This window comes from Rhizobium sp. A22-96 (assembly GCF_053521805.1).
In genome coordinates, this window is record NZ_JBNWDQ010000002.1 from 1,072,427 (window position 1) to 1,098,371 (window position 25,945).

General features: G+C 59.9%; 20 protein-coding genes and 1 tRNA gene. 12 read left to right on the forward strand and 9 right to left on the reverse strand.

What is annotated here, in order from left to right; translation table 11 throughout:
- Positions 1-56: 56 nt before the first annotated feature.
- Both ACQZ6F_RS11710 and gltB read right to left on the reverse strand, forming a co-directional pair.
- A complete protein-coding gene (locus ACQZ6F_RS11710) occupies positions 57-1,511 on the reverse strand; it encodes a glutamate synthase subunit beta (protein WP_068400111.1) in 1,455 nt (484 codons plus the stop codon).
- A 173-nt stretch (positions 1,512-1,684) separates the two neighbouring features.
- Positions 1,685-6,409 (reverse strand): glutamate synthase large subunit, encoded by a 4,725-nt coding sequence (gene gltB / locus ACQZ6F_RS11715; protein WP_267553587.1) that lies wholly within the window; start codon positions 6,407-6,409, stop codon positions 1,685-1,687.
- Between the two features lie 566 nt (positions 6,410-6,975).
- On the opposite strand from gltB, the gene ACQZ6F_RS11720 reads away from it, so the two are divergent.
- A complete protein-coding gene (locus ACQZ6F_RS11720; protein ID WP_449091725.1) occupies positions 6,976-8,022 on the forward strand; it encodes a threonine aldolase family protein in 1,047 nt (348 codons plus the stop codon).
- Between the two features lie 404 nt (positions 8,023-8,426).
- On the opposite strand, the gene ACQZ6F_RS11725 is transcribed toward ACQZ6F_RS11720, so the two are convergent.
- Positions 8,427-9,284, reverse strand: a complete 858-nt coding sequence (locus tag ACQZ6F_RS11725) for a LysR family transcriptional regulator (RefSeq protein WP_449091724.1) — start codon at positions 9,282-9,284, stop codon at positions 8,427-8,429.
- 110 nt (positions 9,285-9,394) lie between these two features.
- Here ACQZ6F_RS11725 and ACQZ6F_RS11730 point away from each other — a divergent pair, with 110 nt between their 5' ends.
- On the forward strand, positions 9,395-10,411 hold the full coding sequence (locus tag ACQZ6F_RS11730; protein WP_449091723.1) for a bile acid:sodium symporter family protein: 1,017 nt from the start codon (positions 9,395-9,397) through the stop codon (positions 10,409-10,411).
- A gap of 137 nt (positions 10,412-10,548) precedes the next feature.
- On the opposite strand, the gene ACQZ6F_RS11735 is transcribed toward ACQZ6F_RS11730, so the two are convergent.
- Together ACQZ6F_RS11735 and ACQZ6F_RS11740 are read right to left on the reverse strand one after the other, a co-directional pair.
- Positions 10,549-11,013, reverse strand: a complete 465-nt coding sequence (locus tag ACQZ6F_RS11735; RefSeq protein WP_449091722.1) for an Hsp20 family protein — start codon at positions 11,011-11,013, stop codon at positions 10,549-10,551.
- Between the two features lie 348 nt (positions 11,014-11,361).
- On the reverse strand, positions 11,362-11,778 hold the full coding sequence (locus ACQZ6F_RS11740; RefSeq protein ID WP_449092385.1) for a DUF2000 domain-containing protein: 417 nt from the start codon (positions 11,776-11,778) through the stop codon (positions 11,362-11,364).
- 132 nt (positions 11,779-11,910) lie between these two features.
- On the opposite strand from ACQZ6F_RS11740, the gene ACQZ6F_RS11745 reads away from it, so the two are divergent.
- The 3 genes from ACQZ6F_RS11745 (at position 11,911) to ACQZ6F_RS11755 (ending at position 14,718) form a co-directional block, all read left to right on the forward strand.
- Complete coding sequence (locus ACQZ6F_RS11745; protein ID WP_449091721.1) at positions 11,911-12,402, forward strand: Lrp/AsnC family transcriptional regulator; 492 nt, start codon at positions 11,911-11,913, stop codon at positions 12,400-12,402.
- 125 nt (positions 12,403-12,527) lie between these two features.
- Positions 12,528-13,595, forward strand: a complete 1,068-nt coding sequence (locus ACQZ6F_RS11750; RefSeq protein WP_449091720.1) for a cyclic nucleotide-gated ion channel — start codon at positions 12,528-12,530, stop codon at positions 13,593-13,595.
- A 148-nt stretch (positions 13,596-13,743) separates the two neighbouring features.
- A complete protein-coding gene (locus ACQZ6F_RS11755) occupies positions 13,744-14,718 on the forward strand; it encodes an alpha/beta fold hydrolase (RefSeq protein WP_077469442.1) in 975 nt (324 codons plus the stop codon).
- 3 nt (positions 14,719-14,721) lie between these two features.
- On the opposite strand, the gene hisN is transcribed toward ACQZ6F_RS11755, so the two are convergent.
- Both hisN and ACQZ6F_RS11765 read right to left on the reverse strand, forming a co-directional pair.
- Entirely contained in the window at positions 14,722-15,495 is a 774-nt protein-coding gene (hisN, locus tag ACQZ6F_RS11760) for a histidinol-phosphatase (RefSeq protein WP_449091719.1), read from the reverse strand.
- A gap of 338 nt (positions 15,496-15,833) precedes the next feature.
- A complete protein-coding gene (locus ACQZ6F_RS11765; RefSeq protein WP_449091718.1) occupies positions 15,834-16,733 on the reverse strand; it encodes an N-formylglutamate amidohydrolase in 900 nt (299 codons plus the stop codon).
- Between the two features lie 272 nt (positions 16,734-17,005).
- Here ACQZ6F_RS11765 and cpdR1 point away from each other — a divergent pair, with 272 nt between their 5' ends.
- Together cpdR1 and ACQZ6F_RS11775 are read left to right on the forward strand one after the other, a co-directional pair.
- On the forward strand, positions 17,006-17,368 hold the full coding sequence (cpdR1, locus tag ACQZ6F_RS11770; protein ID WP_004117561.1) for a response regulator CpdR1: 363 nt from the start codon (positions 17,006-17,008) through the stop codon (positions 17,366-17,368).
- Between the two features lie 84 nt (positions 17,369-17,452).
- Positions 17,453-17,527, forward strand: a tRNA-Val gene (locus ACQZ6F_RS11775).
- A 106-nt stretch (positions 17,528-17,633) separates the two neighbouring features.
- Here the strand turns inward: ACQZ6F_RS11775 and ACQZ6F_RS11780 are convergent.
- Positions 17,634-17,942 (reverse strand): hypothetical protein, encoded by a 309-nt coding sequence (locus ACQZ6F_RS11780; RefSeq protein WP_077469440.1) that lies wholly within the window; start codon positions 17,940-17,942, stop codon positions 17,634-17,636.
- Between the two features lie 213 nt (positions 17,943-18,155).
- On the opposite strand from ACQZ6F_RS11780, the gene ACQZ6F_RS11785 reads away from it, so the two are divergent.
- Together ACQZ6F_RS11785 and ACQZ6F_RS11790 are read left to right on the forward strand one after the other, a co-directional pair.
- Entirely contained in the window at positions 18,156-18,386 is a 231-nt protein-coding gene (locus ACQZ6F_RS11785) for a hypothetical protein (RefSeq protein ID WP_068400072.1), read from the forward strand.
- A gap of 84 nt (positions 18,387-18,470) precedes the next feature.
- The gene (locus ACQZ6F_RS11790; protein WP_077469439.1) at positions 18,471-18,941 is read left to right on the forward strand and encodes a hypothetical protein; all 471 of its coding nucleotides are present in this window, start codon (positions 18,471-18,473) and stop codon (positions 18,939-18,941) included.
- Positions 18,942-18,971: 30 nt separating this feature from the next.
- Here the strand turns inward: ACQZ6F_RS11790 and ACQZ6F_RS11795 are convergent, their stop codons facing one another.
- Complete coding sequence (locus tag ACQZ6F_RS11795; protein WP_077469438.1) at positions 18,972-19,223, reverse strand: hypothetical protein; 252 nt, start codon at positions 19,221-19,223, stop codon at positions 18,972-18,974.
- Positions 19,224-19,616: 393 nt separating this feature from the next.
- Between ACQZ6F_RS11795 and ACQZ6F_RS11800 the strand changes: the two genes are divergently transcribed.
- The 3 genes from ACQZ6F_RS11800 to ACQZ6F_RS11810 all read left to right on the forward strand — a co-directional run bounded on the left by ACQZ6F_RS11800 (position 19,617) and on the right by ACQZ6F_RS11810 (position 25,940).
- Positions 19,617-20,711, forward strand: coding sequence for a DUF475 domain-containing protein (locus ACQZ6F_RS11800; RefSeq protein ID WP_449091717.1), 1,095 nt, complete (start codon positions 19,617-19,619; stop codon positions 20,709-20,711).
- A 297-nt stretch (positions 20,712-21,008) separates the two neighbouring features.
- Positions 21,009-22,436 (forward strand): mannose-1-phosphate guanylyltransferase/mannose-6-phosphate isomerase, encoded by a 1,428-nt coding sequence (locus tag ACQZ6F_RS11805; RefSeq protein ID WP_077469436.1) that lies wholly within the window; start codon positions 21,009-21,011, stop codon positions 22,434-22,436.
- A 183-nt stretch (positions 22,437-22,619) separates the two neighbouring features.
- Positions 22,620-25,940, forward strand: coding sequence for a transglutaminase family protein (locus ACQZ6F_RS11810; protein WP_449091716.1), 3,321 nt, complete (start codon positions 22,620-22,622; stop codon positions 25,938-25,940).
- The last annotated feature ends 5 nt before the right edge of the window (positions 25,941-25,945 follow it).

The following is a 25,945-nucleotide window of genomic DNA, read 5'->3' on the forward strand; positions in this document are numbered from 1 at the left end:
GGCCGGGTTCATCGCGAGCCCGGCCTTTCAAATCATATTTGGAACGGCTGTGAGGCTTACCGCGGCAGAACCGTCGAACCCATCAAGGTCTCGTCGATCGCACGCGCAGCCTGGCGTCCCTCGCGGATCGCCCAGACCACCAGCGACTGGCCGCGGCGCACGTCGCCGGCCGTCCAGAGCTTGTCGACCGAGGTCTTGTAGTCCTTGTCGTTGGCGACGACGTTGGTCGAGCCGCGGCGGTCGGTGTTCAAAGTCAGCTTGCCGTCGAGTTCCTTGAGCACGCTGTCCGTGAACGGGCCGCGGAAACCGATGGCGATGAAAGCGAGATCGGCGCGGATGACGAATTCAGTCCCGGCAATCGGCTTGCGGCGCTCATCCACTTCGCAGCACTTCACGCCGGTCAGCACGCCATCTTCCCCGATGAATTCGAGCGTCGCGACCTGGAACTCGCGAACCGCACCTTCGGCCTGCGAGGAAGAGGTGCGCATCTTCGTCGCCCAGAACGGCCAGACGGCGAGCTTGTCTTCCTTTTCCGGCGGCTGCGGGCGAATGTCGAGCTGGGTGACCTTCACCGCACCCTGGCGGAATGCCGTGCCGACGCAGTCGGACGCCGTATCGCCACCACCGACGACGACGATATGCTTGCCACCGGCCAGGATCGGGTCGGCAGGCCAGCCGGCGCTGTCGATGTTTTCGCGGCCGACGCGGCGGTTCTGCTGCACGAGATAGGGCATGGCGTCATGGACGCCGGCCAGCTCGACGCCGGGAATGCCGGCTTCGCGCGGGGTCTCCGAGCCGCCGCAATAAAGCACGGCATCATGATCAGCCAAAAGCTGCTCGATCTTGACGTCGACGCCGACATTGACGCCGCAATGGAAGGTAACGCCCTCGCCCTTCATCTGCTCGACGCGGCGATCGATGAAGTTCTTCTCCATCTTGAAGTCCGGGATGCCATAACGCAGCAGACCGCCGGCTTTCGACTCGCGCTCATAGAGATGAACCTCATGCCCGGCGCGCCCAAGTTGCTGGGCAGCAGCCATGCCGGCTGGGCCGGAGCCGATGACGGCGACCTTCTTGCCCGTATGCACCGTTGCCGGCTGCGGCCGGATGAAGCCGAGCTCATAGGCCTTGTCGGCAATCGCCTGCTCGACGGTCTTGATGGCGACCGGCGCATCTTCCAGGTTCAGCGTGCAGGCTTCCTCACAAGGTGCGGGGCAGACGCGGCCGGTGAACTCCGGGAAATTGTTGGTCGAATGCAGATTGCGGATCGCCTCTTCCCAGTTGTTGTTGTAGACGAGGTCGTTCCAATCGGGGATCTGGTTGTGCACCGGGCAGCCGGTCGGGCCATGGCAATAAGGAATGCCACAGTCCATGCAGCGCGCTGCCTGTTTCTGCACTTCCGGGTCCGACATGGGGATCGTGAATTCACGGAAATGCCGGATGCGATCGGACGCCGGCTGATACTTGCCGACCTGCCGGTCGATTTCCAGGAAGCCTGTTACCTTGCCCATGCTTTCGTTTCCTCACTCAAAAAGTGGAGCCGCCGGCTCCCGTGCCAAGGGTAAAATCTGTTCCCTGTCCGGCACTGTAATTCACATCTGATTCCGCTGTTCGACAGTCGCGATCGCCCGGATGGCGATCGCAATGCGAGGCGAAATCCTCGACTGGTTTGCCAGGAGACGGATTACTCCGCCGCCACGCTCATCCGGCTGCGCTCCATTTCCTCAAGGGCGCGACGGTATTCGACCGGCATGACCTTGCGGAATTTCGGGCGGTAATCGGCCCAGTGATCGAGAATTTCCTTGGCGCGCGTCGAGCCGCTGTAGTGGAAATGGTTCGAAATCAGTTGATAAAGGCGCTCCTCGTCGTGGCGCGTCATGTCACCCGAAACGTCGACGCGTCCCTTGTGCGCAAGATCGCCACCGTGATGATGCAGCTTCTCCAGCAGTTCGTCCTCTTCCGGAACCGGCTCCAGCTCGACCATCGCCATGTTGCAGCGACGAGCGAAATCACCGATTTCGTCAAGCACATAGGCAACGCCGCCCGACATGCCGGCCGCGAAGTTGCGCCCCGTCTCGCCCAGCACCACGACGACGCCACCGGTCATGTATTCACAACCATGGTCACCCACGCCTTCGACGACGGCGACCGCGCCGGAGTTTCTGACCGCGAAGCGCTCGCCCGCAACACCACGGAAGTAGCATTCGCCCTCGGTCGCACCGTAAAGCACGGTGTTGCCGACGATGATCGAGTTCTCCGCAACAATCTTCGAATTTTCCGGCGGACGGATGATGATGCGGCCACCCGAAAGACCCTTGCCAACATAGTCGTTGCCGTCGCCGATGAGGTCGAACGTGATGCCCCGTGCGAGGAACGCGCCGAAGGACTGACCGGCCGTCCCCTTGAGGGTGACGTTGATCGTGTCTTCCTTCAGACCGCGATGACCGTAGCGCTTGGCAACCGCGCCCGACAGCATGGCACCGGCCGAACGGTCGACGTTCTTGATGTCGACCTCGAAGGCGACCGGGGTCTTGGAAGAGAGAGCAGGCTCCGCCTTCTCGATCAGCTGGCGATCCAGAATGTCGTCGATCGGGTGCTTCTGCACGGATGTCCAGTAGGTCTCTTCCTTCGGCGCATCGACCTTGTGGAAGATGCGGCTGAAGTCGAGACCCTTCGCCTTCCAATGGGCGAGCATGTCGTCCTTTTCCAGAAGCTCGGAAGCGCCGATGATGTCGTCCAGCTTGGCAACACCAAGCGAGGCGAGGATCTCGCGCACTTCTTCGGCCACGAAGAAGAAGTAGTTGATGACATGCTCCGGGCTGCCCTTAAAGCGCTTGCGCAGGACCGGATCCTGGGTAGCGACACCCACCGGACAGGTGTTGAGGTGGCATTTGCGCATCATGATGCAGCCGGCCGCGATCAGCGGCGCCGTGGCAAAGCCGAATTCGTCCGCACCGAGCAGCGCGCCGATGATGACGTCACGTCCGGTCTTCAGACCACCGTCCACCTGCAGGGCGATGCGCGAGCGCAGCCCGTTCAGCACCAGCGTCTGCTGGGTTTCGGCAAGGCCGATTTCCCAAGGGCTACCCGCATGCTTCAGCGAGGTCAGCGGCGAAGCGCCGGTGCCGCCGTCATAGCCCGAGACGGTGATATGATCGGCGCGCGCCTTGGCGACGCCGGCGGCGACCGTGCCGACGCCGACTTCCGAGACGAGCTTGACCGACACATCCGAGGTCGGGTTGACGTTCTTCAGGTCGAAGATCAGCTGTGCCAGATCTTCGATCGAGTAGATGTCGTGGTGCGGCGGCGGCGAGATCAGGCCGACACCCGGCGTCGAATGCCGGGTCTTGGCAACCGTGGCGTCGACCTTGTGGCCGGGCAGCTGGCCGCCCTCGCCGGGCTTTGCACCCTGCGCCACCTTGATCTGCAGCACGTCGGCATTGACAAGATATTCCGTCGTCACGCCGAAGCGGCCAGAGGCGATCTGCTTGATGGCGGAGCGTTCCGGGTTTGCCGAGCCGTCGAAGAGCGGCATGTAGCGGTCGGACTCCTCGCCGCCCTCGCCGGTGTTCGACTTGCCGCCGATACGGTTCATGGCGATCGCCAGCGTCGTATGCGCCTCGCGGCTGATGGAGCCGAAGGACATGGCGCCGGTCGAGAAACGCTTGACGATATCGACCGCCGGCTCGACCTCATCGATCGAGATCGGCTTGCGACCAAGCGCTTCCGCACCCTTGATCGTGAAGAGACCACGGATGGTGTTCATCCGCAGCGCGGAGTCGTTGACCATTTCGGAGAATTCGCGATAGCGGTCCTCGGCATTGCCGCGCACGGCATGCTGAAGCGCTGCCACCGCATCCGGCGTCCAGGCATGGCTTTCGCCGCGCATGCGATAGGCATACTCGCCGCCAATGTCGAGCGTGCTTGCCAGGAGCGGATCGCGGCCGAAAGCCGAGCTGTGACGAGCAACCGTTTCCTCGGCAATGGTCTCCAGATCGATGCCCTCGATCATCGTCGCCGTGCCGAAGAAGTACTTGTCGACCAGCTCCTGCTGCAGGCCGATCGCATCGAAGATCTGCGCGCCGCAATAGGACTGGTAGGTCGAGATGCCCATCTTGGACATGACCTTGAGGATGCCTTTGCCGACAGCCTTGATGTAGCGGTAGACGACTTCGGTCGCGTCCACTTCCTTCGGGAATTCGCCGCGCTGATGCATGTCAAGCAACGTGTCGAAAGCCAGATAGGGGTTGATCGCCTCGGCGCCATAGCCGGCGAGCAGGCAGAATTGATGCACTTCGCGCGGTTCGCCGGTTTCGACAACGATACCGACCGAGGTACGCAGGCCCTTGCGGATCAGGTGGTGATGCACGGCCGCCGTCGCCAGCAGCGCCGGAATGGCGATGCGGTCGGGCCCGATCTGGCGATCGGAAAGCACGATGATGTTGTAGCCGCCGCGAACGGCCGCTTCCGCCCGCTCGCAGAGACGGTCGAGCATCTCGGGCATTCCTGCGGCGCCGCGTTCGACATCATAGGTGAAGTCGAGCGTCTTCGTGTCGAAGCGGTCTTCCGTATGACCGATCGAGCGGATCTTCTCGAGATCGCCGTTGGTCAGGATCGGCTGGCGCACTTCCAGACGCTTGGCGTTGGCCATGCCGGTATGGTCGAGCAGGTTTGGGCGCGGGCCGATGAACGAGACCAGGCTCATGACCAGCTCTTCGCGGATCGGATCGATCGGCGGGTTGGTCACCTGCGCAAAGTTCTGCTTGAAGTAGGTGTAGAGCAGCTTCGGCTTGTCCGACATGGCGGAGATCGGCGTATCCGTCCCCATCGAGCCGACAGCCTCCTGCCCTGTCGTCGCCATCGGCGACATCAGGAGCTTGGTGTCCTCGGTCGTGTAGCCAAAGGCCTGCTGGCGATCGAGCAGCGACACGTCGCGACGCAGCGCGCGCGGCTCCACCGGCTTCAGGTCTTCGAGGATCAGCTGCGTGCGTTTGAGCCAGCTCTGGTAGGGATGCTTGGTGGCAAGCTCCGACTTCACCTCGTCGTCGGAGATGATGCGGCCCTTTTCCATGTCGATCAGCAGCATCTTGCCCGGCTGCAGGCGCCACTTCTGGATGATCTTTTCTTCCTCGACCGGCAGAACGCCGGCTTCGGAAGCCATGATGATGCGATCGTCGTTGGTGACGAGGTAGCGGGCAGGACGCAGGCCGTTGCGGTCGAGCGTCGCGCCGATCTGCTTGCCGTCTGTAAAGGCGACGGCCGCCGGGCCATCCCATGGCTCCATCAAGGCGGCATGATACTCGTAGAATGCCTTGCGCTCGGCAGCCATCAGCTGGTTGCCGGCCCATGCTTCAGGGATGAGCATCATCATGGCATGCGCCATGGAATAGCCGCCGCGCACGAGGAATTCGAGCGCGTTGTCGAAGCAGGCCGTGTCCGACTGTCCCTCGTAGGAGATCGGCCAGAGCTTCGAGATGTCCTCGCCGAACAGCGGCGAGGATACGGATGCCTGGCGAGCGGCCATCCAGTTGACGTTGCCGCGCAGCGTGTTGATTTCACCGTTATGGGCGACCATGCGGTAGGGATGTGCCAGCTTCCACGACGGGAAGGTGTTGGTCGAGAACCGCTGGTGCACGAGCGCGACCGCCGTCTCGAAACGCGGGTCGGCAAGGTCCTTATAATAGGCACCGACCTGATAGGCGAGGAACATGCCCTTGTAGACGATGGTCGAGCTCGACAGCGAAACGGGGTAGAAGCTGCTCTCTTCGCCCTCATATTCCGCATAGATGCGGTTGGAGATCACCTTGCGCAGGGTGAAGAGGCGACGCTCGAACTCCTCGTTCGTGCCAGCATCGCGGCCAGCGCCGATGAAGACCTGTACGTGATGCGGCTCGGTGGCGGCGATATCAGGCGCCTTCGACAGCGAGGAATTATCGACCGGCACGTCGCGGAAGCCGATCAGAACCTGGCCTTCCTCGGTAACGACCTGCTTGATGGCGGTCTTGAAATGCTCGATCAACGCTTCGTCGCGCGGGAGGAAGAAATGGCCGACGCCATATTCGCCCGCCTTCGGCAGGGTAATGCCCTGCAAAGCCATTTCCTCACGGAAGAAACGATCCGGAATCTGCACGAGAATGCCAGCGCCATCACCCATCAGCGGATCGGCACCCACGGCGCCGCGATGCGTCAGGTTTTCGAGAATGAACAGGCCGTCGCGCACGATCTGGTGTGACTTCTGGCCCTTCATATGCGCGACGAAGCCGACGCCGCAGGCATCATGCTCATTGCGCGGATCATAGAGGCCCTGTTTCCGGGGGAAGCCGCCGGCGCGTTTCGACGTTTTGGCCGCAGCGACAGCATTGGCTGCAGCAGTCTGGTCAAAACTCGTGGACGTCGTCCTGTTCGTCATCGTCTTCCCTCCGGTAAGGCCCGCATGGCGGGCGATCCTTCGTCCCGCGCGGTCCGTTTCCGGCGCCGACGCGCGACAGCTCTGTTGCATTGTGAAGATCCGGCCGCGAACCATGGCCCCTTGAGTGGAGCCCGTCGTCAGCGTTCCGCGCCTTGCTATTCCACCGCCGCAATACCCATTGCCTGGACGGCTTGAAAGGGCATGCTCCCGATAACTATAGCTTGAAATCCCGACATCGTCAGGACCTTCTGGCGCATCTTCGGCCTCGGCGGCCAAAATAGGACAGCAACCCTGTCCTAATTCATCAGTTCTATGCCAGAAAGCTTAAGCCTTCGCAAGAGCAAAATGGCAAAAATTCGTCAGCAAACGACGGAAGATTGCCCTTGTTGCGCAAATAGAGCAATAAAGTTTCGCTGCAGCGCATCATTTTATTTGTTGATTGCGCCAATCAATTTCTGTGATGGATTGTTCAAGTTCATGCACTTGATAGGTTTTTGCATTGGCGTAAGGTCCCGCCGACCCTATTTATGCCGCCTGCTATTCACTCCTTATAATTGGTGCACTTCATGTTCTTTGCCTCCGATAACTGGGCTGGCGCCCACTCCAAGATCGCTGAACGTCTCCTCGCCGAGTCCGGCGGCTTTGCTTCCGCCTATGGTACAAGCGACCTGGACCAACGGGTGGAGGCCAAGTTCTCGGAGATCTTCGAGCGCGAGGTTGCCGTGTTTTTCGTTGCGACGGGCACGGCGGCAAATTCGCTGTCGCTCGCCAGCGTCCAGAAGCCGGGCGGAATGAGCTTCTGTCACAACGAGGCGCATGTGGCCGAGGACGAATGCGGTGCACCTGACTTCTTCAGCGGTGCGCGACTGGCAACCGTCGATGGTGCCCTCGGCAAGATCGATCCCAAGGCGCTCGCCGCCAAGGTTGCCCGCTTCCCCCAGGATGCCGTCCATCACGGCCGCGCCGCCGCGGTGACAATCACCCAGGCCACGGAAATCGGCACGGTCTATTCGCTCGCCGAGATCGATGCCATCGCCGCCATCGCAAAGACGAACGGCCTGCCGCTCCATATGGATGGCGCGCGTTTCGCCAATGCCCTGGCCGCGCTCGACGTCAGCCCGGCGGAAATGACCTGGAAGCGCGGAATCGACATCCTCTCTTTCGGCGGCACCAAGAACGGCTGCTGGTGCGCTGAGGCGATTGTCTTCTTCAATCCGGAGCAGGCAAAGGAGATGCATTTCATCCGCAAGCGCGCCGCCCAGCTCTTCTCGAAGTCGCGCTTCATCGCCGCCCAGTTCGATGGTTATTTCAAGGATGGCCTCTGGCTGGATCTCGCTCGCCATTCCAACGGCATGGCCGACCACCTGCGCGCCGGCATCGAAAAGGCGCCTTCGGCACGCCTTGCCTGGCCAACGCTTTCTAACGAAGTTTTCGCGATCATATCGAAATCGGCTGCCAAGGCCGCCGAGGACAAGGGTGCGAAATTCTACGAATGGCCGATCCCGGAATCACAGCCGGATCTGGTCCGCTCTGATGAGACACTGATCCGCCTTGTCACCAGCTTCGCCACGACCGAGGCCGACGTGACGAACTTCCTCGCCTGTCTTGCCTGACGGCAAGAAAAAGGAGCGCCGGAGCCGGCTTCGGGCCGGACGGCTCTCAATGTCGCAGGAAAGCTCAGTTCTAATTCCGATGCGCGAACAGTCTGAAAGTCGAAAAATCGTCGCGATCGGATGCCGGAGCGTGGTGAACGATCACCGTCATTGCCATTACGCAAGCAATAAGCCCGGAAATGAAGATGGCGCCATAAGTCATCGGGGGCGGATGTCCTCATGCAACTCGTCCACTGCCACCTACGATAGCAGTCCAAGCTGACTGCGACCTGAACCGGACGCTGCGACGGAACAGACGTACGGGGTGAAAAACGACAGCCGGCGAAGGAAATCCTAACAGGAGCTTAATCCTATCCGCATGCTGGACAAAGGCTTTTCCATCCCTGTGGTCTACGCCACCATCATCAAATCGATCTGGGCCCTCGAACTTTTGTCAAAATGTCTTCCGATAGGGCATTGACCACAAGTTGATCCGCCCCCTTGCGTGGCACAAGCACAAATTCCACATCTTCCAGGGCCGGCAGCCAGCCCGGCGCGATCTCCGTCAACCCGGTCGGCGCCATGCTTTGCGGCTGGACAAGAACGCCCATGCCGGCGCGAGCCGCTGCCGTCAGCCCGCTAAGGCTGCCGCAGGTACAGACGATCCGCCACGGCACCTGCTGGCGACGCAGCGCCTCCAGCGCCACCGCCCGCGTGACGCTCGGCGTCGGAAAGGCAATCAACGGCAGTGGCCCTGCAAGCCTGCGAATGCGCTCGGGATCACGTGCCAGCCAAACCAGCGGCTCGCGATAAACCAGCTTGCCCCTGACATCGCCGAGGCGACGTTTGGCGAGCACCAGATCCAGATCGCCATTGTCCTGCATTTCATAAAGAGTGCCGCTGAGCGCGACGGTCAATTCGAGATCGACCGAGGGATGCGAGCGAACGAATTCCTCAAGCACGTCGGGGAGCTGGCTGGTAACGAAATCCTCGGAAACGCCAAGGCGAAGACTGCCGCGCAGGCTGTTGCCGGCAAAGAGCTGGCGCACCTCCCCTTCGATGGACAATATGTTGCGCGCATGCCCGAGCAACGCCTCGCCATCACCGGTCAGGACGACGCGATGCGTGTCGCGGGCCAATAGCTTGCGCCCAAGCTCCGTTTCCAATCGCTGTATATGCTGGCTGACGGTCGACTGGCCGAGCCCGAGCCTTTCTGCCGCCAGCGTGAAGCTACCCATCTGCTCCACGGCAACGAAGCTGCGCAACTGCGTGAGATCGAGCATAGCGCTTATCCTATATTGCGATAACTGTTATTCCTTGCATCGTGGATCACAATAGGTCTATCTGCAAGGATCAATTATCAAGACCTGCAACCGCGATTGGGGTTGGCACGATGCGCCGCTTTCTTCCAGATACTTTCACCATGCTGTTGGTGCTCACTGTTCTGACGGCATCCCTCTTTCCCGTTCAGGGGGCAAGCGCCCACTATTTTAGCATCGCGACAAACTTTGCCATCGGTCTGCTGTTCTTCCTGCACGGCGCGCGCCTATCGCGCGATGTTGTCATTGCCGGCATGCTGCACTGGCGGCTGCATCTCGTCATCCTGCTGACAACCTTCGGCATCTTCCCGCTGTTGGTGCTCGCCATCGGCCAGATCGTGCCGACCAGCGTTCTGCCTGTCTCGCTCTATACAGGCCTGCTGTTTCTGAGCGTGCTTCCTTCGACAGTACAGTCGTCGATCGCTTTCACCTCGATCGCCGGCGGCAATGTTCCCGCCGCCATCTGCTCGGCTTCGGCTTCGAACATCTTCGGCATGTTCCTGACGCCGCTGCTCGTCGGCGTGCTGTTTTCAGTGGGCGGCCAGGGCGGCGGTTTTTCCTGGGATGTGCTGTGGCAGATCATGTTGCAGCTGCTTGCCCCCTTCATCGCCGGCCAATTGCTGCAGCCGTGGATCGGCGACTGGATCCGCTCGAAAAAGAAGATCCTGATGCCGGTCGACCGCGGCTCGATCCTGATGGTCGTCTATTCGGCCTTTAGCGAGGCAGTGGTCGAGGGACTGTGGCATACGTTTTCGGTGCTCGACATCGCCACCGTCATCGTCGCCAACATGTTGCTTCTGGCCATGGTGCTCTGCATCACCATGTTCGGCAGCCGTGCGCTTGGCTTCTCCAAGGCCGATGAGATCACCATCACCTTCTGCGGCTCGAAAAAGTCGCTGGCAAGCGGTGTGCCGATGGCAAATGTCATCTTCGCCGGCCAGGGTATCGGCGCCATCGTCCTGCCGCTGATGCTGTTCCATCAGATCCAGCTGATGACCTGCGCCTTCCTGGCCCAGAAATATGCCGACGCCGCCAAGAAGCGTGCCGACGCTAAGACCGAGGCAGCGACAGGGGCCACGAACGCCGCCTGACAATATCCTGATATTCCTCCCAAAACAAAAGCGGCGCCCCGATGGAGCGCCGCTTCTTTTTGATCTTGGGAGGATCAAAGGCGTGACGGTCGATAACCGTCAGCCTAGGCATGACGGCTTAAGACCGTCAGCCCGATTTAGTTGATGTGAGCCTCGATGGCCTTTGGGGCTTCCACCGGATCAGCCGCAATCGAGATACGACGGGGCTTCATGGCTTCCGGAATGTTGCGCAACAGATCAATGTGCAGCAAACCATTCTTCAGGGAAGCAGCCTGGACCTCGACATGATCGGCGAGCTGGAAACGACGCTCGAAGGCACGCTTGGCGATACCGCGATAGAGATATTCGCTGGCTTCAGCCGGCTCTTCGCTCTTCTCGCCCTTGACGTGGAGAACGTGGGCATGAGCGTCGACGCTCAGTTCCTTTTCATCGAAACCGGCAACAGCCATCGTGATGCGATAGGTGTTCTCACCGGTGCGCTCGATATTGTAGGGCGGATAGGTCTGAGCCTGATCCGGCTGGGCAAGGGTATCGAGCATGGTGAACAGACGGTCGAAACCGACGGTGGAACGGTAAAGGGGAGAGAAGTCTACGTGACGCATGGAGTCCTCCTGTGAGCGACAATTGCGATTCTGAATTTGCCCCACGGCCCCACTCCTGGCGGCCTCGGGACGGCTTTGCGAGCCCGTTTGGCACCCGCAGGATGGAGATGGGGATCGCTTTTCAGGAGTTCAAGCCCCAGACCTCGCAGCCGAGATTTTGAAAAAGAACGCGTGAACCGCAGATGAACACCCAGTTCGGCACCCGTTCAGGCAGACAGTCCTATCCATAACATCGTCGGATACATCATCTTCCGATGACTGAAGTGTATCGTCCCTTCTTCTTCAGTCCTGCTCGGCCGGCGAAGCGGATCTCTCTATCCCGCAAGCCGGCCCCTTTTCTCCTCGATGCTAACGCAAAAGCTTCAGCGAACCGGTAAGCGATTTCACCCATTTCGATGGACCGGCTATGCCCAGGCCATCAATGGCCTCCTCCGATAGATCGCGCCCGGGAAACGTTGCCTCATACTCCCTGTAATCGTGCAGCGACCGCGCGAAAGCCGGAAAGGGAACGATTGCCCGCTCGCCCAGCTGCGACAGCGCCTTCAGCAGCAGCGACCGGATGGTATCGGCATCCGCCTGCAGCATCGGTACCGGCATGTTTGAGCTGATGTCGATGGTGCGATCCTCCCTGTCGGTCAAGGACTGCGCCGCAAGAGCGGGAAATCTGGCCCCTAACCCTATAGCGATGGCGCCGGCGGTATTGGCGATCAGCCCGAGCGGCAGATCCGGATTGATGACTATGGCGAGACGGATATCGGGAGGCATTGGAACCCTGCTGCTGTTGACGATGGCTATCAGCAGGATATCGCGCCAATCGCGGGCGATCTTACCTTTCATTGCGGCATATTCGCCCAATATGGTAGATCCTACCGATATCAACCGCTACTGAGTCAATCTATGCCCTCCGATCTTGAACCCGTCGATCTAAGAATTCTCGGCGCCCTCCAGAAAGACGGACGCCTGACGAACCAGGCGCTTTCGTCCGAAGTCGGGCTCTCCACCTCGCCCTGTTGGCGGCGCGTGCGCCAGCTTGAGGAAACCGGTGTCATCCAGGGCTATACGGCAACGCTCGACAGGCGCGAGATCGGCCTCGGCGTCCTTGCCTTCATCAGGGTGAAGATCGATAGCCACAGCGAGGCGGAAGCCGAGGAATTCTCACGCGATGTCCTGAAGCTGAGCGAGGTCGTCGCCTGTTACAGCATTGCCGGCGATGCGGATTTCCTGCTGCAGGTCGTGGCCGCCGATCTCGACAGCTATGCGGATTTCGCCATGCGGGTGGTGCGTCGCCTGCCGCGCATCAAGGAAATGCAGACGACATTCGTTCTGAAGGAAATCAAGCCATTCAAGGGACTACCGCTGGATGTCGGGCAGCGACTGAAATCAGATTGAAAAGACAGCGATAAATTGCCTATACCAAAGCCAAAACCCGGTTGCTGCGAACATCCCGCGAGCCCTTTACGTTTCAACCGGAGGCATCCTATTCTGAGAAAGTGGCGGGCCAGTTGGGGTATCGAATGTCGGCGCTTTCCTTCTCGAAGATTTCCACATCGCTGAACGCGCTGCTCGCTGCCATCGGTCTGCTGACGGTGGCGGCACTGACGACGCCTGATATGACCGGGCAAACCAGGTTGATCCTGGAAATCGTGCTCGCCGGTGTCTGGGCCGCCTATGTTCTGCAATTGATCGAAACGCTGTTCATGCAGCGATCAAGAGAGGCGCGCGGCAGAGCGCTGGAAACCGCCGTCGACGTGCTTGCGGTTCTCGTCCCCGTGCTCGCATTCCTCTTCGCTCGCGGGCGCGACCAGAGCCTTTATTGCGCCATCTGGTTGCTCAAGCCGCTGCGTGGCTCGACCTTCTTTCGGCTGTTGGGCCGGGTCCTCAGCAAAGAAGCACGCAATCTGATCGGCGTCACCTCCATTTTCTGCATCGTTCTGTTTGGCGCGGCGCTTGCTGCCTATATCATCGAGCGCGACGTCCAGCCCGATAAATTCGGCAGCATTCCCCTGGCCATGTGGTGGGCGGTGGTTACGCTCTCGACCACCGGCTATGGCGACGAGATTCCCCAAAGTTTCGCCGGCCGTATCCTTGCCGGGCTGGTCATGATGAGCGGAATCGGCATTTTCGCGCTCTGGGCGGGTATCCTCGCCACAGGCTTCTACGAGGAGGTCCGCCGTCAGGACTTCGTGCGCAACTGGCAGCTGGTCGCAGCCGTGCCGCTGTTCCAGAAACTTGGCTCGGGAGCACTCATCGAGATCGTCAGAGCGCTGAGGCCTCGTGTCGTGCCGGCCGGTGGCATCATCTGCCGCAAGGGCGAGGCCGGCGACCAGATGTACTTCATCGTCGAGGGCCGCGTCACCGTCGCCACGCCGAATCCCGTGGAGCTCGGCACCGGCAGCTTCTTCGGCGAGATGGCGCTGATCAGCGGCGAACCGCGCTCGGCAACCGTCAGCGCTGCAACCGAGGTCTCGCTTCTGTCGCTCTATTCGTCGGATTTCCAGATGCTATCCAGCAGCAGCCCGGAAATCGCCGATATCATCCGCAGAACCGCTCTCGAACGACGCGGCGGGACACCAACGACCTGATGACGACAAGGTTTTGACAAAACATTTTGGGAGGTGTCCTGGGCACTGGATCGTCGAGCTAAAGAACCGCCAACAAATCTGTTGCAATTCCTCCAACCTGCGCTATCCCCTTGAGGTAAGCCATTTGTCAGCGAGGCGCGACATCGCCATGGATTCGATCCTCTATTCCACGCCAGACAATCCGGTGCCGGAAAACCGCACGGAAGGGTTCTTCGAGAGTTTCGACGGGCGCAAGCTGCGCTATGCCGTATTCCGTTGCGAGCAGCCGGTTGCCAAGGGCACCGTCGTTGTGCTGCAGGGACGCAACGAATTCATCGAGAAATATTTCGAGACGATCCGCGACCTGACGGCCAAGGGTCTTTGGGTGGCGACCTTCGATCTTCGCGGCCAGGGCGGATCGGAGCGGCTGCTGAAGGATCCGTTGCGCGGCCACGTCTCGCGGTTTTCAGACTATGAACGCGACCTCACCGTCTTCCTCGACAAGATCGTGCTGCCGGATACGCGCCTGCCCTTTTTTCTTCTCGGACATTCCACAGGCGGCCTGATTGCCATGTATTCAGCGCCAAGGCTTGCAAGCCGTATCGAGCGCATGGTGCTATCGGCGCCCTTTATCGGCCTGACCGGTCACGGCGCCTCTCCGGGCTTGATCCGTTTCCTGTCCGGCGCCTTCAGCACGGTCGGGCTCGGCCGGATGCAATTCAGCAAGAAATTCAAGGAAAGGCCGTTCAGCGAGAATCCGGTGACCACGGATGAACAGCGCTATCGGCGCAATGCAGGCATCAGCGAGGCCTACCCGCAGCTTTCCCTCGGGCCTCCGACGGCACGCTGGCTCTCGCAGGCACTCCGTGCAATCGAGCAGGTCAACAGGCCAGAGCATCTGTTTTCGATCCCCATCCCGACCGTCATGCTCTCACCGACAAGAGACGGCGTCGTGCCTTATGTCGACCAGGAAAGGGTATCGCGCTACTTCCGGGCCGCCCAGCTTGTGCCCATTCATGGCTCGAAGCACGAGATCCTGCAGGAGCGGGATATCTATCGCAACCAGGCGCTGGCCGCCATTCACGCCTTCATTCCCGGCAGCGACGCGGAGACCAACGCCTATGAGCTGGAAGCAGGAGCCTGACCTTTACCGGGACAGGATGGCGCAAGCCTGCTCGTAAACCGCCCGGCTGCCGGCCGCGATGATCGTGCCGCCCATTTCCGGACGGCCGCCGTCCCAGGTGGTCATGATGCCGCCCGCCTGCTCCACAACGGGGATGATGCCGCCGACATCATAGGGCTTCAATGAATTTTCGATGACGAGATCGACATGGCCGGCAGCGAGCAGCGCATAGGCGTAGCAATCCGTCCCATAGCGGAAGAGCCGGGCCTGGCTCTCGATTTCGCGATATTTGGCAAGCTCCTCGCCGACGAAGAGATGCGGCGAGGTGGTAAAGAGAATCGCGTTCGACAGGCTGCCGCAATCGCGAACCTTAAGGCGTCGCTCGCCGTCCGGGCCGGAATAGGTAGAGCCGTTGCCATCGGCGAAATAGCGCTCGCCGGTGAAGGGCTGATCGATCAGGCCCATGATGGCGCGGCCGTTCTTTTGCAGGCCGATCAGCGTTCCCCAGACGGGTACGCCCGAGATGAAGGCACGCGTCCCGTCGATCGGGTCGATCACCCAGACATGCTCGCGATCGAGGCCGACGCTGCCATGTTCCTCGCCCAAGATACCGTGATCGGGGAACTCAGCCTCGATCAGCGACCGAATCGCCACTTCGGCAGCGCGATCGCCTTCGGTCACCGGATCGAACCCGCCGGCTTCCTTGTTGACCACATCGACGCCGGCGCGGAAGCGCGGCAGGGTTTCGGCCTTGGCCGCCTCGGCCAGACGGTAGAAAAACGAGCGATCGGGGAGCATGGTCAATCCGATTAGGTGATGGGATGAGCGATCCATAACGCATATAGCCGATGAAGCAAACCGGATGATGACGCAATGGGCGCAATGCCTGCCGATCAGGCAGAGTTTTCAAATATGCCTAAATATTTTGCATCGCAATAAAATGCTTGACATTTGTGCAGTGCGAGATCAATATCCAGCTACAGTCTTCTGACTGTAAATACCCTCCTTGGGTGTTTCCTCCCTAGACTTAGCCGCGCCACGAGCGCGGTTCTTTTTTGCTGGGATACGGAATATAAGCCGCGACGAAACGGCCAGCGCGGAACCACGCCTTTCCAAGCTTTCCTAGAGAATTTTCGCTATTCGGCAGCCAGTGCCGGATCGCCCGTGTAAGATTCCACATGCTCGGCAATCCGCTTCATAAACAGCGTGATGGCCGACGCGACCTGATCGAAATCCGGACGCTTCTCCAGCGTCGTCTCGTCTACATAGAGCGACCGGTTGACTTCGATCTGCAGAGCATGCAGTCCGCGAGAGGGACGACCGTAATGCTCGGTGATGAAGCCGCCGGCATAGGGCTTGTTGCGCACGGCGTTGAAGCCGAGCTCCTCGAGGATCTGCATGGCGGCGCGCGAAAGTTCCGCCGAGGCGCTGGTGCCGTAGCGATCACCGAGAATGAAATCCGGCCGCGCGTTGCTGCCGGCGATTCGGATGTTGCCCGGCATCGAATGGCAATCGACCAGGACACCGAAGCCGAATTTGACATGGGTGCGCGCGATCAGCCGGCGAAGCCTGGCGTGATAGGGCTTATAGATGGTATCGATACGCCGCAGTGCCTCTTCGACCGGTACACGGCGCGCGTAGATTTCCATGTTCTCCGCGACGATTCGCGGGATCGTACCGAGACCGCCGGCGACCCGCAGCGAATTGATGTTGGCATAGGATGGCAAAGCGCCGTCGAACATGCGCGGATCGAGCTCGTAGGGCTCGCGATTCACATCGATATAGGCACGCGGAAAATTGGCGAGCAACAGCGGCGCACCGAGAGAGCTTGCGGCCGAAAAAAGCTCGTCGACATAATGATCCTCCGAACGGCGGATGGCGATACCTTCGAGGCGGGACTGGGCGATGAAATCGGGGGGATAAATGCGGCCGCTGTGCGGTGAGCTGTAGACAAACGGTATCGTCTGGGAGGCGGGCTCCAATACCTCGTAAATCTCGAAACTGCGCATTTCCGCGGACATCAACGTCTTTACCATGTCAACAACTTGTCGCAGTAATCATGTTGCCAGTTGCATGACCGCAAGTCCATAGTAACTTGACCGAAATGGCCTTAATCCAAAGCGCCGTAATCGAAATCTCCGAATGTTCGGCGAGCGGAAACGCAAGACGTTTTCGTGGAATGCACTTATGCTTTGAACCAATGCTGGATTGGCGCGTTTTAGCTGGCCATTCACAGCTTGTTTACGGCGGAGCGCTAACCTGAACGCTGGACGTGTCCAACAAGACAACATTGATTAGCGAAAAGATGATGACCCAAAAGATACTTCTTGCCGAAGATGACAACGACATGCGTCGCTTCCTTGTGAAGGCGCTCGAAAAAGCCGGCTACAAGGTCTTGTCCTTTGACAATGGAGCAAGCGCTTACGACCGGCTGCGTGAAGAGCCGTTTTCGCTGCTTTTGACCGACATCGTCATGCCGGAAATGGACGGCATCGAGCTGGCTCGTCGCGCCACCGAACTCGATCCGGACCTGAAGGTGATGTTCATTACCGGCTTTGCCGCCGTCGCGCTCAATCCTGATTCGAAGGCTCCAAAGGATGCGAAGGTGCTTTCCAAGCCTTTCCACCTCCGCGAGCTGGTCGACGAAGTCAATAAACTCCTTGCCGCGTAAGGCTTCCGGCAACTACGTCACAAAACCGAAAAAAAGCCTATTGACGGCCCCCGAGGTTTTGTGATCTATGCGCCGCCATCGGATGGGCGTGTAGCTCAGCGGGAGAGCACTACGTTGACATCGTAGGGGTCACAGGTTCAATCCCTGTCACGCCCACCATCCTAATTCGCTGAAAAGCAAGGCCTTTCGAGAAATCGAAAGGCCTTTTTCGTTTCATGTCTGTTTCGGGAAGAATGTTCCGCGGGCCGCAATAGCTCGCGGATATTCACCGATCCAGAAAATGCCGGAACACCGCCGTCGTCGGATAGGCATAAACGCCGCGATCCACATAGCCCTGGCGATAGAGGCAATTCCTCAGAGCCAGCCAATAGAAGGTGCTGTTCGGGTCGGGTGATCCCCGACGCCAGGAATAGGCCTCTGGCTCGCAATGGTTGAGAGCCCTGCTATATCTGGCCAGCAGCACCGGATCGCTGTCGACGCGAACGCCCTGGTAAGTCTGATAGTTCGAAGGCGCCTCCCCGGCGGAGACGCATGCCAGGCTCAAAATCGCTCCCAGCGCTAACATCATTTTCATAGGCTTCGATCTCCTACTTGTCGCGTCCCGAATATTCAGGCGCAGAGCCGAGAATAAGCGCGTTTTTGCAGATAGCCAATCACATGCTGATGTTCGTTATGGCCTGGGCCATATCAGGCCTATTGATGCAATTTCGCGCGACAAGTCGCTTGACTTCCGGCCGCGCCGTCATCCTACTGTCATACGGAAACATCGATCATACGGGAGGACGAGATGACGGTGGTGAAGCGGCAGTTCTATAAGAACCACAAGCCCAACGGCGATGAATATATGTTCCACCTGGCCCGCGATTCGGAAAGCGGCGAGGTCTTCGTCATCCGCCAGGCCGATTACATGGTCGATGGCGGCAACGAAACAAGCATGAGCCTCTATGAATTCCTCGCCGGCGGCGGCAATCGGCAAAATGCCCTGCTGCAACTGATCGGCTCGCTCGTGCCGGAATAACAGCCGCGTATCCACGCGTCGCTGCTTTGGGTTGACTGCCACATTTTGATCGGCAAACCTGCAGGGGCTTTAAAGGAGCCCCTTATGCGATTCGCAGGCATTGTTTTTGGATTGACGGCGCTGGCCGCCACGTCGGCTGCAGCCGTTGAAAATTTCCCGGCACAGGGCGTCACCGTGGTCAGCGGGAAATGCGCAAAGCTCGTCGTCGGCAAACTGGATGCCTCCAAAGGCTGCAAGGGTGAGCTCGCCAGCGTGACGGGGCCTGATGGCTCGGTGACCTTCATTTTCACCTCGGGCGGCAAGATGCTCGGCTTCCAGGGCAATGGTGGAGGCATCAAGCCCGGTAGCCAAAAGGGCACCGCGCAGCTGCCGGTCGACGTCATTTCGACAGGAGCCGGCAACAAGATGGCAGGCAAGGTTGAAGCAAAGGGCACCTGTACCTTCGCAAATCCCTATGCCGGCAAATCGGTCGCCATCGAGTGCTCGGCCAAATCGCCCGAGATGACTTTCAACGGCAGCTTCACGTCAGACGGTAAGGCGCCCAAGCACAAATAGGCGCCGTTCATTGAATGACGCGCGGGCGGCTCAGTGCCGCGAGCTGGCTTTGCGCTTCTGCTTATGATTGGCGTCGGCGGGTGCTTCGCGCGACAGGTCAGCGCCGTTGACATGAGCAGGAACGTGAACGTCATCGTGCGTCACTGGATGTAAGGTCAAGTCCACTTGATGCGGCGGCAGGACCTGTGCCTGTCGAAGCGTATTGGATTTCGCCTTCTTCTGCCGGTCCGTCAGCTCCGGCTTTTGCTCATGCGCTTTGCGATGGATGGGATTGGGACTCATGGAGGTCGCTCCTGTCGGTCGTGGTCGTCCAGGCAAGACGGGCGGTACAGATAAGCCTAAGGGTCAAACGCCGCCTTTCCTGTTTGGTTCCTCAAAATCTCAATTTCTGGGAGCAACGGCTCCGGCGGCGATTTCAACCCCTTGACGTACGTCACGACTTCACTAACTATTGGTCATCTCCGCGCCTTCTGACATCGGCAGCGGATTGGACTATGGTGCCGGGCCCCTCTGGCGAGAGTTTTTACGGCGCTCTCGCGATGTCGGTACCGCCTGCAGATGAGCCGGCGGACTTCTTCTCATGAACAGCTTGACCATGCCTTGCCCGCATGCCGTCTTCGGTATGCGGCTGCGCGCTCGATTCGGAGTCAAATCCCTTTGCAGCGAGGTGCGCCCATGACGCCGCCCGTCGCTTCGAAATCCATGCTTAGCTATTTCGGCTGGGCTTTTGCCGTCACCCTGGCAGGTCTCGCTCTCGGAGCCCTGTTGGGCTGGAATGCGACGGGCACGCTCGGTGGCCTTGCGACGGCCTTCTTCATCTGCGCGGTCCTAGCCGTGCTGGAGATTTCACTCTCCTTCGACAATGCCATCGTCAATGCCAACAAGCTGAAGGAAATGACACCGGTTTGGCAGCATCGCTTCCTGACCTGGGGCATCATCATTGCCGTCTTCGGCATGCGGATCGTCTTCCCGCTGCTGATCGTCGCCATCGCCGCCTGGATCAATCCGTGGGAGGCGCTGAAGCTCGCAGCCGCCGAACCCGAACAATATGCGCGCATCATGCACGACGCGCACTTGCCCATCGCTGCCTTTGGCGGCACCTTCCTGATGATGGTTGGCCTCACCTACTTCTTCAACCATGAGAAGGACGTGCACTGGATCAACTTCCTGGAAAAGCGGATGGCAAATTTCGCCACCATCAAGGGCATCGAGATCGCCTTCGTCCTGATCCTCGTTCTGATTTTCAGCTCGCTCCTCGACGGCGATGACTCGACGACCTTCCTCCACGCCTCGATCTACGGCCTCCTCACCTTCCTGTTGGTTGAAGTGCTTGCAGGCTTTCTGGACGCCTCTCAAAAGGCGATGAGTGCGGCTGCAAAGGGTGGTTTCGGCGCCTTTCTCTATCTCGAAATCCTCGATGCCAGCTTTTCCTTCGATGGCGTCATCGGCGCTTTCGCGCTCACCCAGAACCTGTTCATCATCGCAATCGGTCTCGGCATCGGCGCCATGTATGTGCGCTCCATGACCATCATGCTCGTGGAGAAGGGCACACTCGCGCACTACCGCTATCTTGAGCATGGCGCCTTCTATGCCATTCTGATCCTCTCGGTGATCATGTATGTGCAGACGCTGGTGCATGTCCCTGAAGTCATCACTGGTCTCGGCGGCGCCGCGCTGATCGGCATCTCGCTCTGGTCGTCGATCCGTTATAACAGGCGCAACGGTGTTGCCCATGCGCATGAGGAACAATCCGAGAAGGCTGAGGCGTAGGCAATAACATCATGGTTGCCGGCTCATGGCCAAGCGTCGATGGCCTGCCTTTATCGGGCTTAAGCGATTTCGATCGCTTAAGCCCTTTTTATCTAAAGAAGATATTCCCGACGAGCTTTCATTGAAATTTCCTTGAGGGGATAATCGAATATTTGTGGTCTTGGCGTATTGTAGCTAGCGTGTCGTGCAAAAACATCGCAATGGCGATATAGGTTGTCCTGGGGGCGAGAATGCCGGCGCGAAAGTTGCAATCTTTCACGGCAGGCTACCGAGGGAAGTATCCAGGAGAGGCAAGGTATGGCAGCTAAAATCGTTCCGGTGATCATGGCAGGAGGCAAGGGTACACGACTTTGGCCGTTATCGCGCGCTTCTGCCCCAAAGCAGTTCATTCAGTTCATCGGCGATAGGACGCTGTTTCAAAATACGCTGGAGCGCATTTCGGATGCCGAGCTTTACGAGGCGCCGATCGTCCTGACCAATGAGGAGTTTCGATTCCTCGTCGCCGAACAGGCGCGAGAGCTGGACCTGAAGCTCGCAGCGATATTGCTGGAGCCGGTCGCTCGCAACACCGCAGCCGCAGTCGCCGCCGCCGCCGTGCTCGTCACCGAGCTTTTCGGCAAGGACGCAATCATGCATGTCCTCGGTTCAGACTACGAGATCGATGCCACCACGACCTATTACGATTGCGTACGTTTAGCGCGTGACACGGCCCTTCAGAGCAAGCTCGTCACCTTCGGCATCACGCCCACCGAACCTGCGACCGGCTATGGCTATATCGAAAGCGGCAAGGCGCTTTCGACCGGAGCCCATGCCGTCAAGCGCTTCGTCGAAAAGCCGGCGCTGGATAAGGCGGAGGAGATGGTTGCGAGCGGCAACTTCTACTGGAACTCGGGCATGTTCATGTTTTCGGCCGCCCAGCTCCTGGCCGAGATGAAGGAATATGCGCCTGATGTCGAAAAGGCCGCCAGCAAGGCCGTTTCCAAGTCGACGCGCGACCTCGACTTCACCCGCCTGGACGCAGATCATTTCTCAAAGAGCCCCGATATCTCCATCGACTATGCCCTGATGGAAAAGACGGCCAACGCGGCTGTCGTCCCCTCACCCTTCATCTGGTCCGACCTAGGCAGCTGGGATGCGGTCTGGAAGGTCGGCAATCGCGATGAAAGCGGCAACGTCTCAGCCGGCGCCACGACCTTGGTCAACACCAAGAACTCGCTCGTGATGTCGCACAGCCTCCATGTCGCGGTGCAGGGTCTTGAAGACGTCGCGGTCATCGCCAGCGAAGACGCCGTTTATGTCGGCCATCTCAAGGACAGCCAGGAAGTCGGCAAGCTCGTGAAGTTTTTAGCGAGCGACAAGAAGACCGCCAAGCTCACCGAGACACATCCGACATCCTATCGCCCCTGGGGCGGCTACACCTCGGTGCTGAACGGCGAGCGCTTCCAGGTCAAGCGCATCTTCGTTCTGCCGGGCAAGAAGCTCTCTCTGCAGAAGCATCACCATCGCTCCGAGCATTGGATCGTCGTCAAGGGCACAGCCGAAGTCACGGTCGGCGAGAATGTGCAGATGCTGCGCGAAAACGAGTCGATCTATATTCCGCTCGGCGAAGTGCACCGCCTGTCCAACCCCGGCAAGATCCTGCTGGAATTGATCGAGGTGCAGACCGGCTCCTATCTCGGCGAGGACGATATTATCCGTCTCGTCGACGAGTTTGGCAGACACTGATCGCAGGCTGCAAAATAGAATTCTCAAAACGGCGGGCAAAAGCTCGCCGTTTTTATTTTGGCATTGTGCAGCAAGACTTTGACCGTCCCGCCGAGATGTCTTGCATTCTTTCGCTGCATTGCACACACTGCCTGCGGGGAACAGCAACCACCGCACAATGATGTGGGCTAGGCAAAGAGACATATGGCGATCAAGGCAAGCATCTATCATCTCACCCACTACACATATGACAATCCGGTCCGCCTCGGCCCTCAGATCATTCGCCTGAAGCCCGCATCGCATTCCAAGACCCGCGTTCTCAGCCACTCGCTGAAAGTCACTCCGTCAAATCATTTCGTGAACCTGCAGCAGGATCCTTACGGCAATTATCTCGCCCGTTTCGTTTTTCCCGATCCAGTAACCGAGCTGAAGATCGAGGTCGATCTCGTCGCCGACATGACGGTCTACAACCCCTTCGACTTCTTCGTCGAAGAGGAGGCGACCAAGTGGCCCTTCGCCTATCCCGAGACGATCCGCGAGGATCTGTCCATCTATATGACGCCGGAAGAAACCGGGCCCCGGCTGCAGGCTTTTCTCGACACGCTTGACCGCTCCGAGCAACCCACCGTCGACATGATCGTTGGCATCAATGCGCGTCTGCAGCAGGAGATCGGTTACGTCATCCGCATGGAAACCGGCGTGCAGACGCCGGAAGAAACCCTGGAGAGGGCTAAAGGCTCCTGTCGCGATACAAGCTGGCTATTCGTCCAGGTTCTGCGCCATCTCGGCCTCGCCGCCCGCTTCGTCTCCGGCTATCTCATTCAGCTCACTCCGGACCTGAAGGCGCTGGATGGCCCATCGGGCACCGAAGTCGATTTCACCGACCTGCATGCCTGGACGGAAGTCTATCTTCCCGGCGCCGGCTGGGTCGGTCTCGACCCGACGTCCGGTCTGCTCACCGGCGAGAGCCATATTCCGCTCGCCGCTACACCGCATTATCGCAATGCCGCCCCGATCTCCGGCGGCTATTTCGGCGAAGCCAAGACAGAATTCGATTTCGCGATGACGGTCACTCGCGTCGCCGAACATCCGCGCATCACCAAGCCTTTCTCGGACGAAAGCTGGGATGCGCTGAATGCGCTTGGCGAAGAGGTCGATCGCGTCCTGCAGGCCGAGGATGTGCGCCTGACCATGGGCGGCGAGCCGACCTTTATCTCGATCGACGACTTTCAGTCGGAGGAATGGAACACCGCCGCCGTCGGCCCGACCAAGCGCGACATGGCCGATCAGCTGATCCGCCGCCTGCGCGACCGCTTCGCGCCGGGCGGCTTCCTGCATTACGGCCAGGGCAAATGGTATCCGGGTGAAAGCCTGCCGCGCTGGACCTTCTCGCTTTACTGGCGCAAGGACGGCAAGCCGGTCTGGCAAAACCCGGCTTTGATTGCCGAGGAAACAGCAAAGACCGGCGCCAGTGCCGAGGACGCGGGAAAGCTTCTGACGGCGATTGCCAGGGAGCTGGCCATCGAGCCCGATATGGTGCTGCCGGCCTATGAAGATCCGGCCGAATGGATCATCAAGGAAGGCAGCCTGCCTGAGAATGTCGACCCGTCCAATTCGAAGCTGAAGGACCCCGAAGAGCGCAGCCGCATCGCCCGCGTTTTCGAGCGCGGCCTGACGACGGCGACCGGCTACGTGCTTCCCGTCCAGGCATGGAATTCAAAGGCATCCGCCACGCGCTGGGTCAGCGAAAAATGGAGCACGCGACGCGGCAAGATTTACCTCGTGCCCGGTGACTCGCCGATCGGCTACCGCCTGCCGCTCGGCACGCTGCCCTATGTGCCGCCGTCGCGCTATCCCTATATCCACACCGTCGACCCCACCCTTCCGCGCGCGCCTCTGCCCGATGTCATCGTGCCCGCGGGCCGCGCCATGCCGGAAGCGTCGTTCCAGGCCGACGAGGGCGCGCAATCGCGGGTGGAGCAAACGCTTGGCGATATCCGCGGCGCAGTGCGCACGGCCATCTCCGTCGAGCCCCGCGATGGCCGGCTCTGCGTCTTCATGCCGCCGACCGAGGGGATTGAGCAGTATCTGGAACTCTTGGCGGCCGCCGAGAATGCGGCGGCAGAGCTCGGGCTGCCGGTCCATATCGAGGGCTATTCACCGCCTCAGGACGAGCGCATCAACGTCATTCGCGTCGCGCCCGACCCCGGCGTGATCGAGGTCAATATCCATCCTGCATCGAACTGGCAGGATTGCGTTGACATCACCACGACGGTTTACGAAGAAGCGCGACAGACGCGCCTCGGCACCGACAAGTTCCTGATCGACGGCCGTCACACCGGCACCGGAGGCGGCAATCATGTGGTCGTCGGCGGCGCCAATCCGAACGACAGCCCGTTCCTGCGCCGTCCTGACCTGCTGAAGAGCCTGGTGCTGCACTGGCAGCGCCATCCTTCTCTCTCCTATCTTTTCTCCGGCCTGTTCATCGGCCCGACCAGCCAGGCGCCGCGCATCGACGAGGCGCGCCACGACAGCCTCTACGAGCTGGAAATTGCGATAGCCCAGGTGCCGGCGCCCGGCCAGGGCAATCCGCCATTACCCTGGCTGGTGGACCGGCTGTTCCGCAATCTCCTGACCGATTCCAGCGGCAACACCCACCGTTCGGAAATCTGCATCGACAAGCTCTTCTCGCCCGATGGCCCAACGGGACGGCTCGGCCTTGTCGAATTCCGCGGCTTCGAAATGCCGCCCAACGCCCGCATGAGCCTTGCTCAACAATTGCTGGTGCGCGCCATCATCGCCCGCTTCTGGCGCAATCCCATCGAAGGCAAATTCACCCGATGGGGCACGACGCTGCACGATCGTTTCATGCTGCCGCATTATGTCTGGCAGGATTTCCTCGATGTGCTCGCTGACCTCCGTGAAAACGGCTTCGACCTGCGGTCCGAGTGGTTCCAGGCGCAGCTCGAATTCCGCTTCCCCTTCTGCGGCGAAGTTGAATACGAGGGCAACAGACTGGAGCTGCGCCAGGCCCTGGAGCCTTGGCATGTACTGGGCGAAGAGGGCGCAGTCGGCGGCACGGTCCGCTACGTCGACTCCTCGGTCGAGCGTCTGCAGGTGCGGCTGGAAACCAGCAATCCCTCGCGCTACACCGTATCCTGCAACGGGCGCCCGATGCCGTTGACGTCGACGGGTGCCTCGGGCGTTTTCGTCGCCGGCGTCCGCTACAAGGCATGGCATCCGGCCTCCGGTCTGCATCCGGTTCTGCCCATCGATACGCCTTTGACCTTCGACATTTATGATACATGGTCGCGCCGTTCGATCGGCGGCTGCATCTATCACGTTGCTCATCCGGGGGGCCGGAACTATGACACCTTCCCTGTCAATGGTAACGAAGCGGAAGCGCGACGTCTTGCGCGATTCGAACCTTGGGGGCATACCGCTGGCGGCTATGCCCTGCGACCGGAGACGACATCGGCGGAATTCCTGCTGACGCTCGATCTTCGCCGGCCGGCAGGACTTTGAAACGG

Bases quoted from the DNA above. Each gene is read 5' to 3' on its own strand.
- ACQZ6F_RS11810 (WP_449091716.1), top strand. From the start codon at position 22,620: ATGGCGATCAAGGCAAGCATCTATCATCTCACCCACTACACATATGAC.
- ACQZ6F_RS11805 (WP_077469436.1), top strand. From the start codon at position 21,009: ATGGCAGCTAAAATCGTTCCGGTGATCATGGCAGGAGGCAAGGGTACA.
- hisN (WP_449091719.1), bottom strand. From the start codon at position 15,495: ATGCTCCCCGATCGCTCGTTTTTCTACCGTCTGGCCGAGGCGGCCAAG.
- ACQZ6F_RS11750 (WP_449091720.1), top strand. From the start codon at position 12,528: ATGTCGGCGCTTTCCTTCTCGAAGATTTCCACATCGCTGAACGCGCTG.
- ACQZ6F_RS11735 (WP_449091722.1), bottom strand. From the start codon at position 11,013: ATGCGTCACGTAGACTTCTCTCCCCTTTACCGTTCCACCGTCGGTTTC.
- ACQZ6F_RS11725 (WP_449091724.1), bottom strand. From the start codon at position 9,284: ATGCTCGATCTCACGCAGTTGCGCAGCTTCGTTGCCGTGGAGCAGATG.
- cpdR1 (WP_004117561.1), top strand. From the start codon at position 17,006: ATGACCCAAAAGATACTTCTTGCCGAAGATGACAACGACATGCGTCGC.
- ACQZ6F_RS11790 (WP_077469439.1), top strand. From the start codon at position 18,471: ATGCGATTCGCAGGCATTGTTTTTGGATTGACGGCGCTGGCCGCCACG.
- ACQZ6F_RS11720 (WP_449091725.1), top strand. From the start codon at position 6,976: ATGTTCTTTGCCTCCGATAACTGGGCTGGCGCCCACTCCAAGATCGCT.
- ACQZ6F_RS11710 (WP_068400111.1), bottom strand. From the start codon at position 1,511: ATGGGCAAGGTAACAGGCTTCCTGGAAATCGACCGGCAGGTCGGCAAG.
- ACQZ6F_RS11740 (WP_449092385.1), bottom strand. From the start codon at position 11,778: ATGCCTCCCGATATCCGTCTCGCCATAGTCATCAATCCGGATCTGCCG.
- ACQZ6F_RS11755 (WP_077469442.1), top strand. From the start codon at position 13,744: ATGGATTCGATCCTCTATTCCACGCCAGACAATCCGGTGCCGGAAAAC.
- ACQZ6F_RS11780 (WP_077469440.1), bottom strand. From the start codon at position 17,942: ATGAAAATGATGTTAGCGCTGGGAGCGATTTTGAGCCTGGCATGCGTC.
- gltB (WP_267553587.1), bottom strand. From the start codon at position 6,409: ATGACGAACAGGACGACGTCCACGAGTTTTGACCAGACTGCTGCAGCC.
- ACQZ6F_RS11730 (WP_449091723.1), top strand. From the start codon at position 9,395: ATGCGCCGCTTTCTTCCAGATACTTTCACCATGCTGTTGGTGCTCACT.
- ACQZ6F_RS11765 (WP_449091718.1), bottom strand. From the start codon at position 16,733: ATGGTAAAGACGTTGATGTCCGCGGAAATGCGCAGTTTCGAGATTTAC.
- ACQZ6F_RS11745 (WP_449091721.1), top strand. From the start codon at position 11,911: ATGCCCTCCGATCTTGAACCCGTCGATCTAAGAATTCTCGGCGCCCTC.
- ACQZ6F_RS11785 (WP_068400072.1), top strand. From the start codon at position 18,156: ATGACGGTGGTGAAGCGGCAGTTCTATAAGAACCACAAGCCCAACGGC.
- ACQZ6F_RS11795 (WP_077469438.1), bottom strand. From the start codon at position 19,223: ATGAGTCCCAATCCCATCCATCGCAAAGCGCATGAGCAAAAGCCGGAG.
- ACQZ6F_RS11800 (WP_449091717.1), top strand. From the start codon at position 19,617: ATGACGCCGCCCGTCGCTTCGAAATCCATGCTTAGCTATTTCGGCTGG.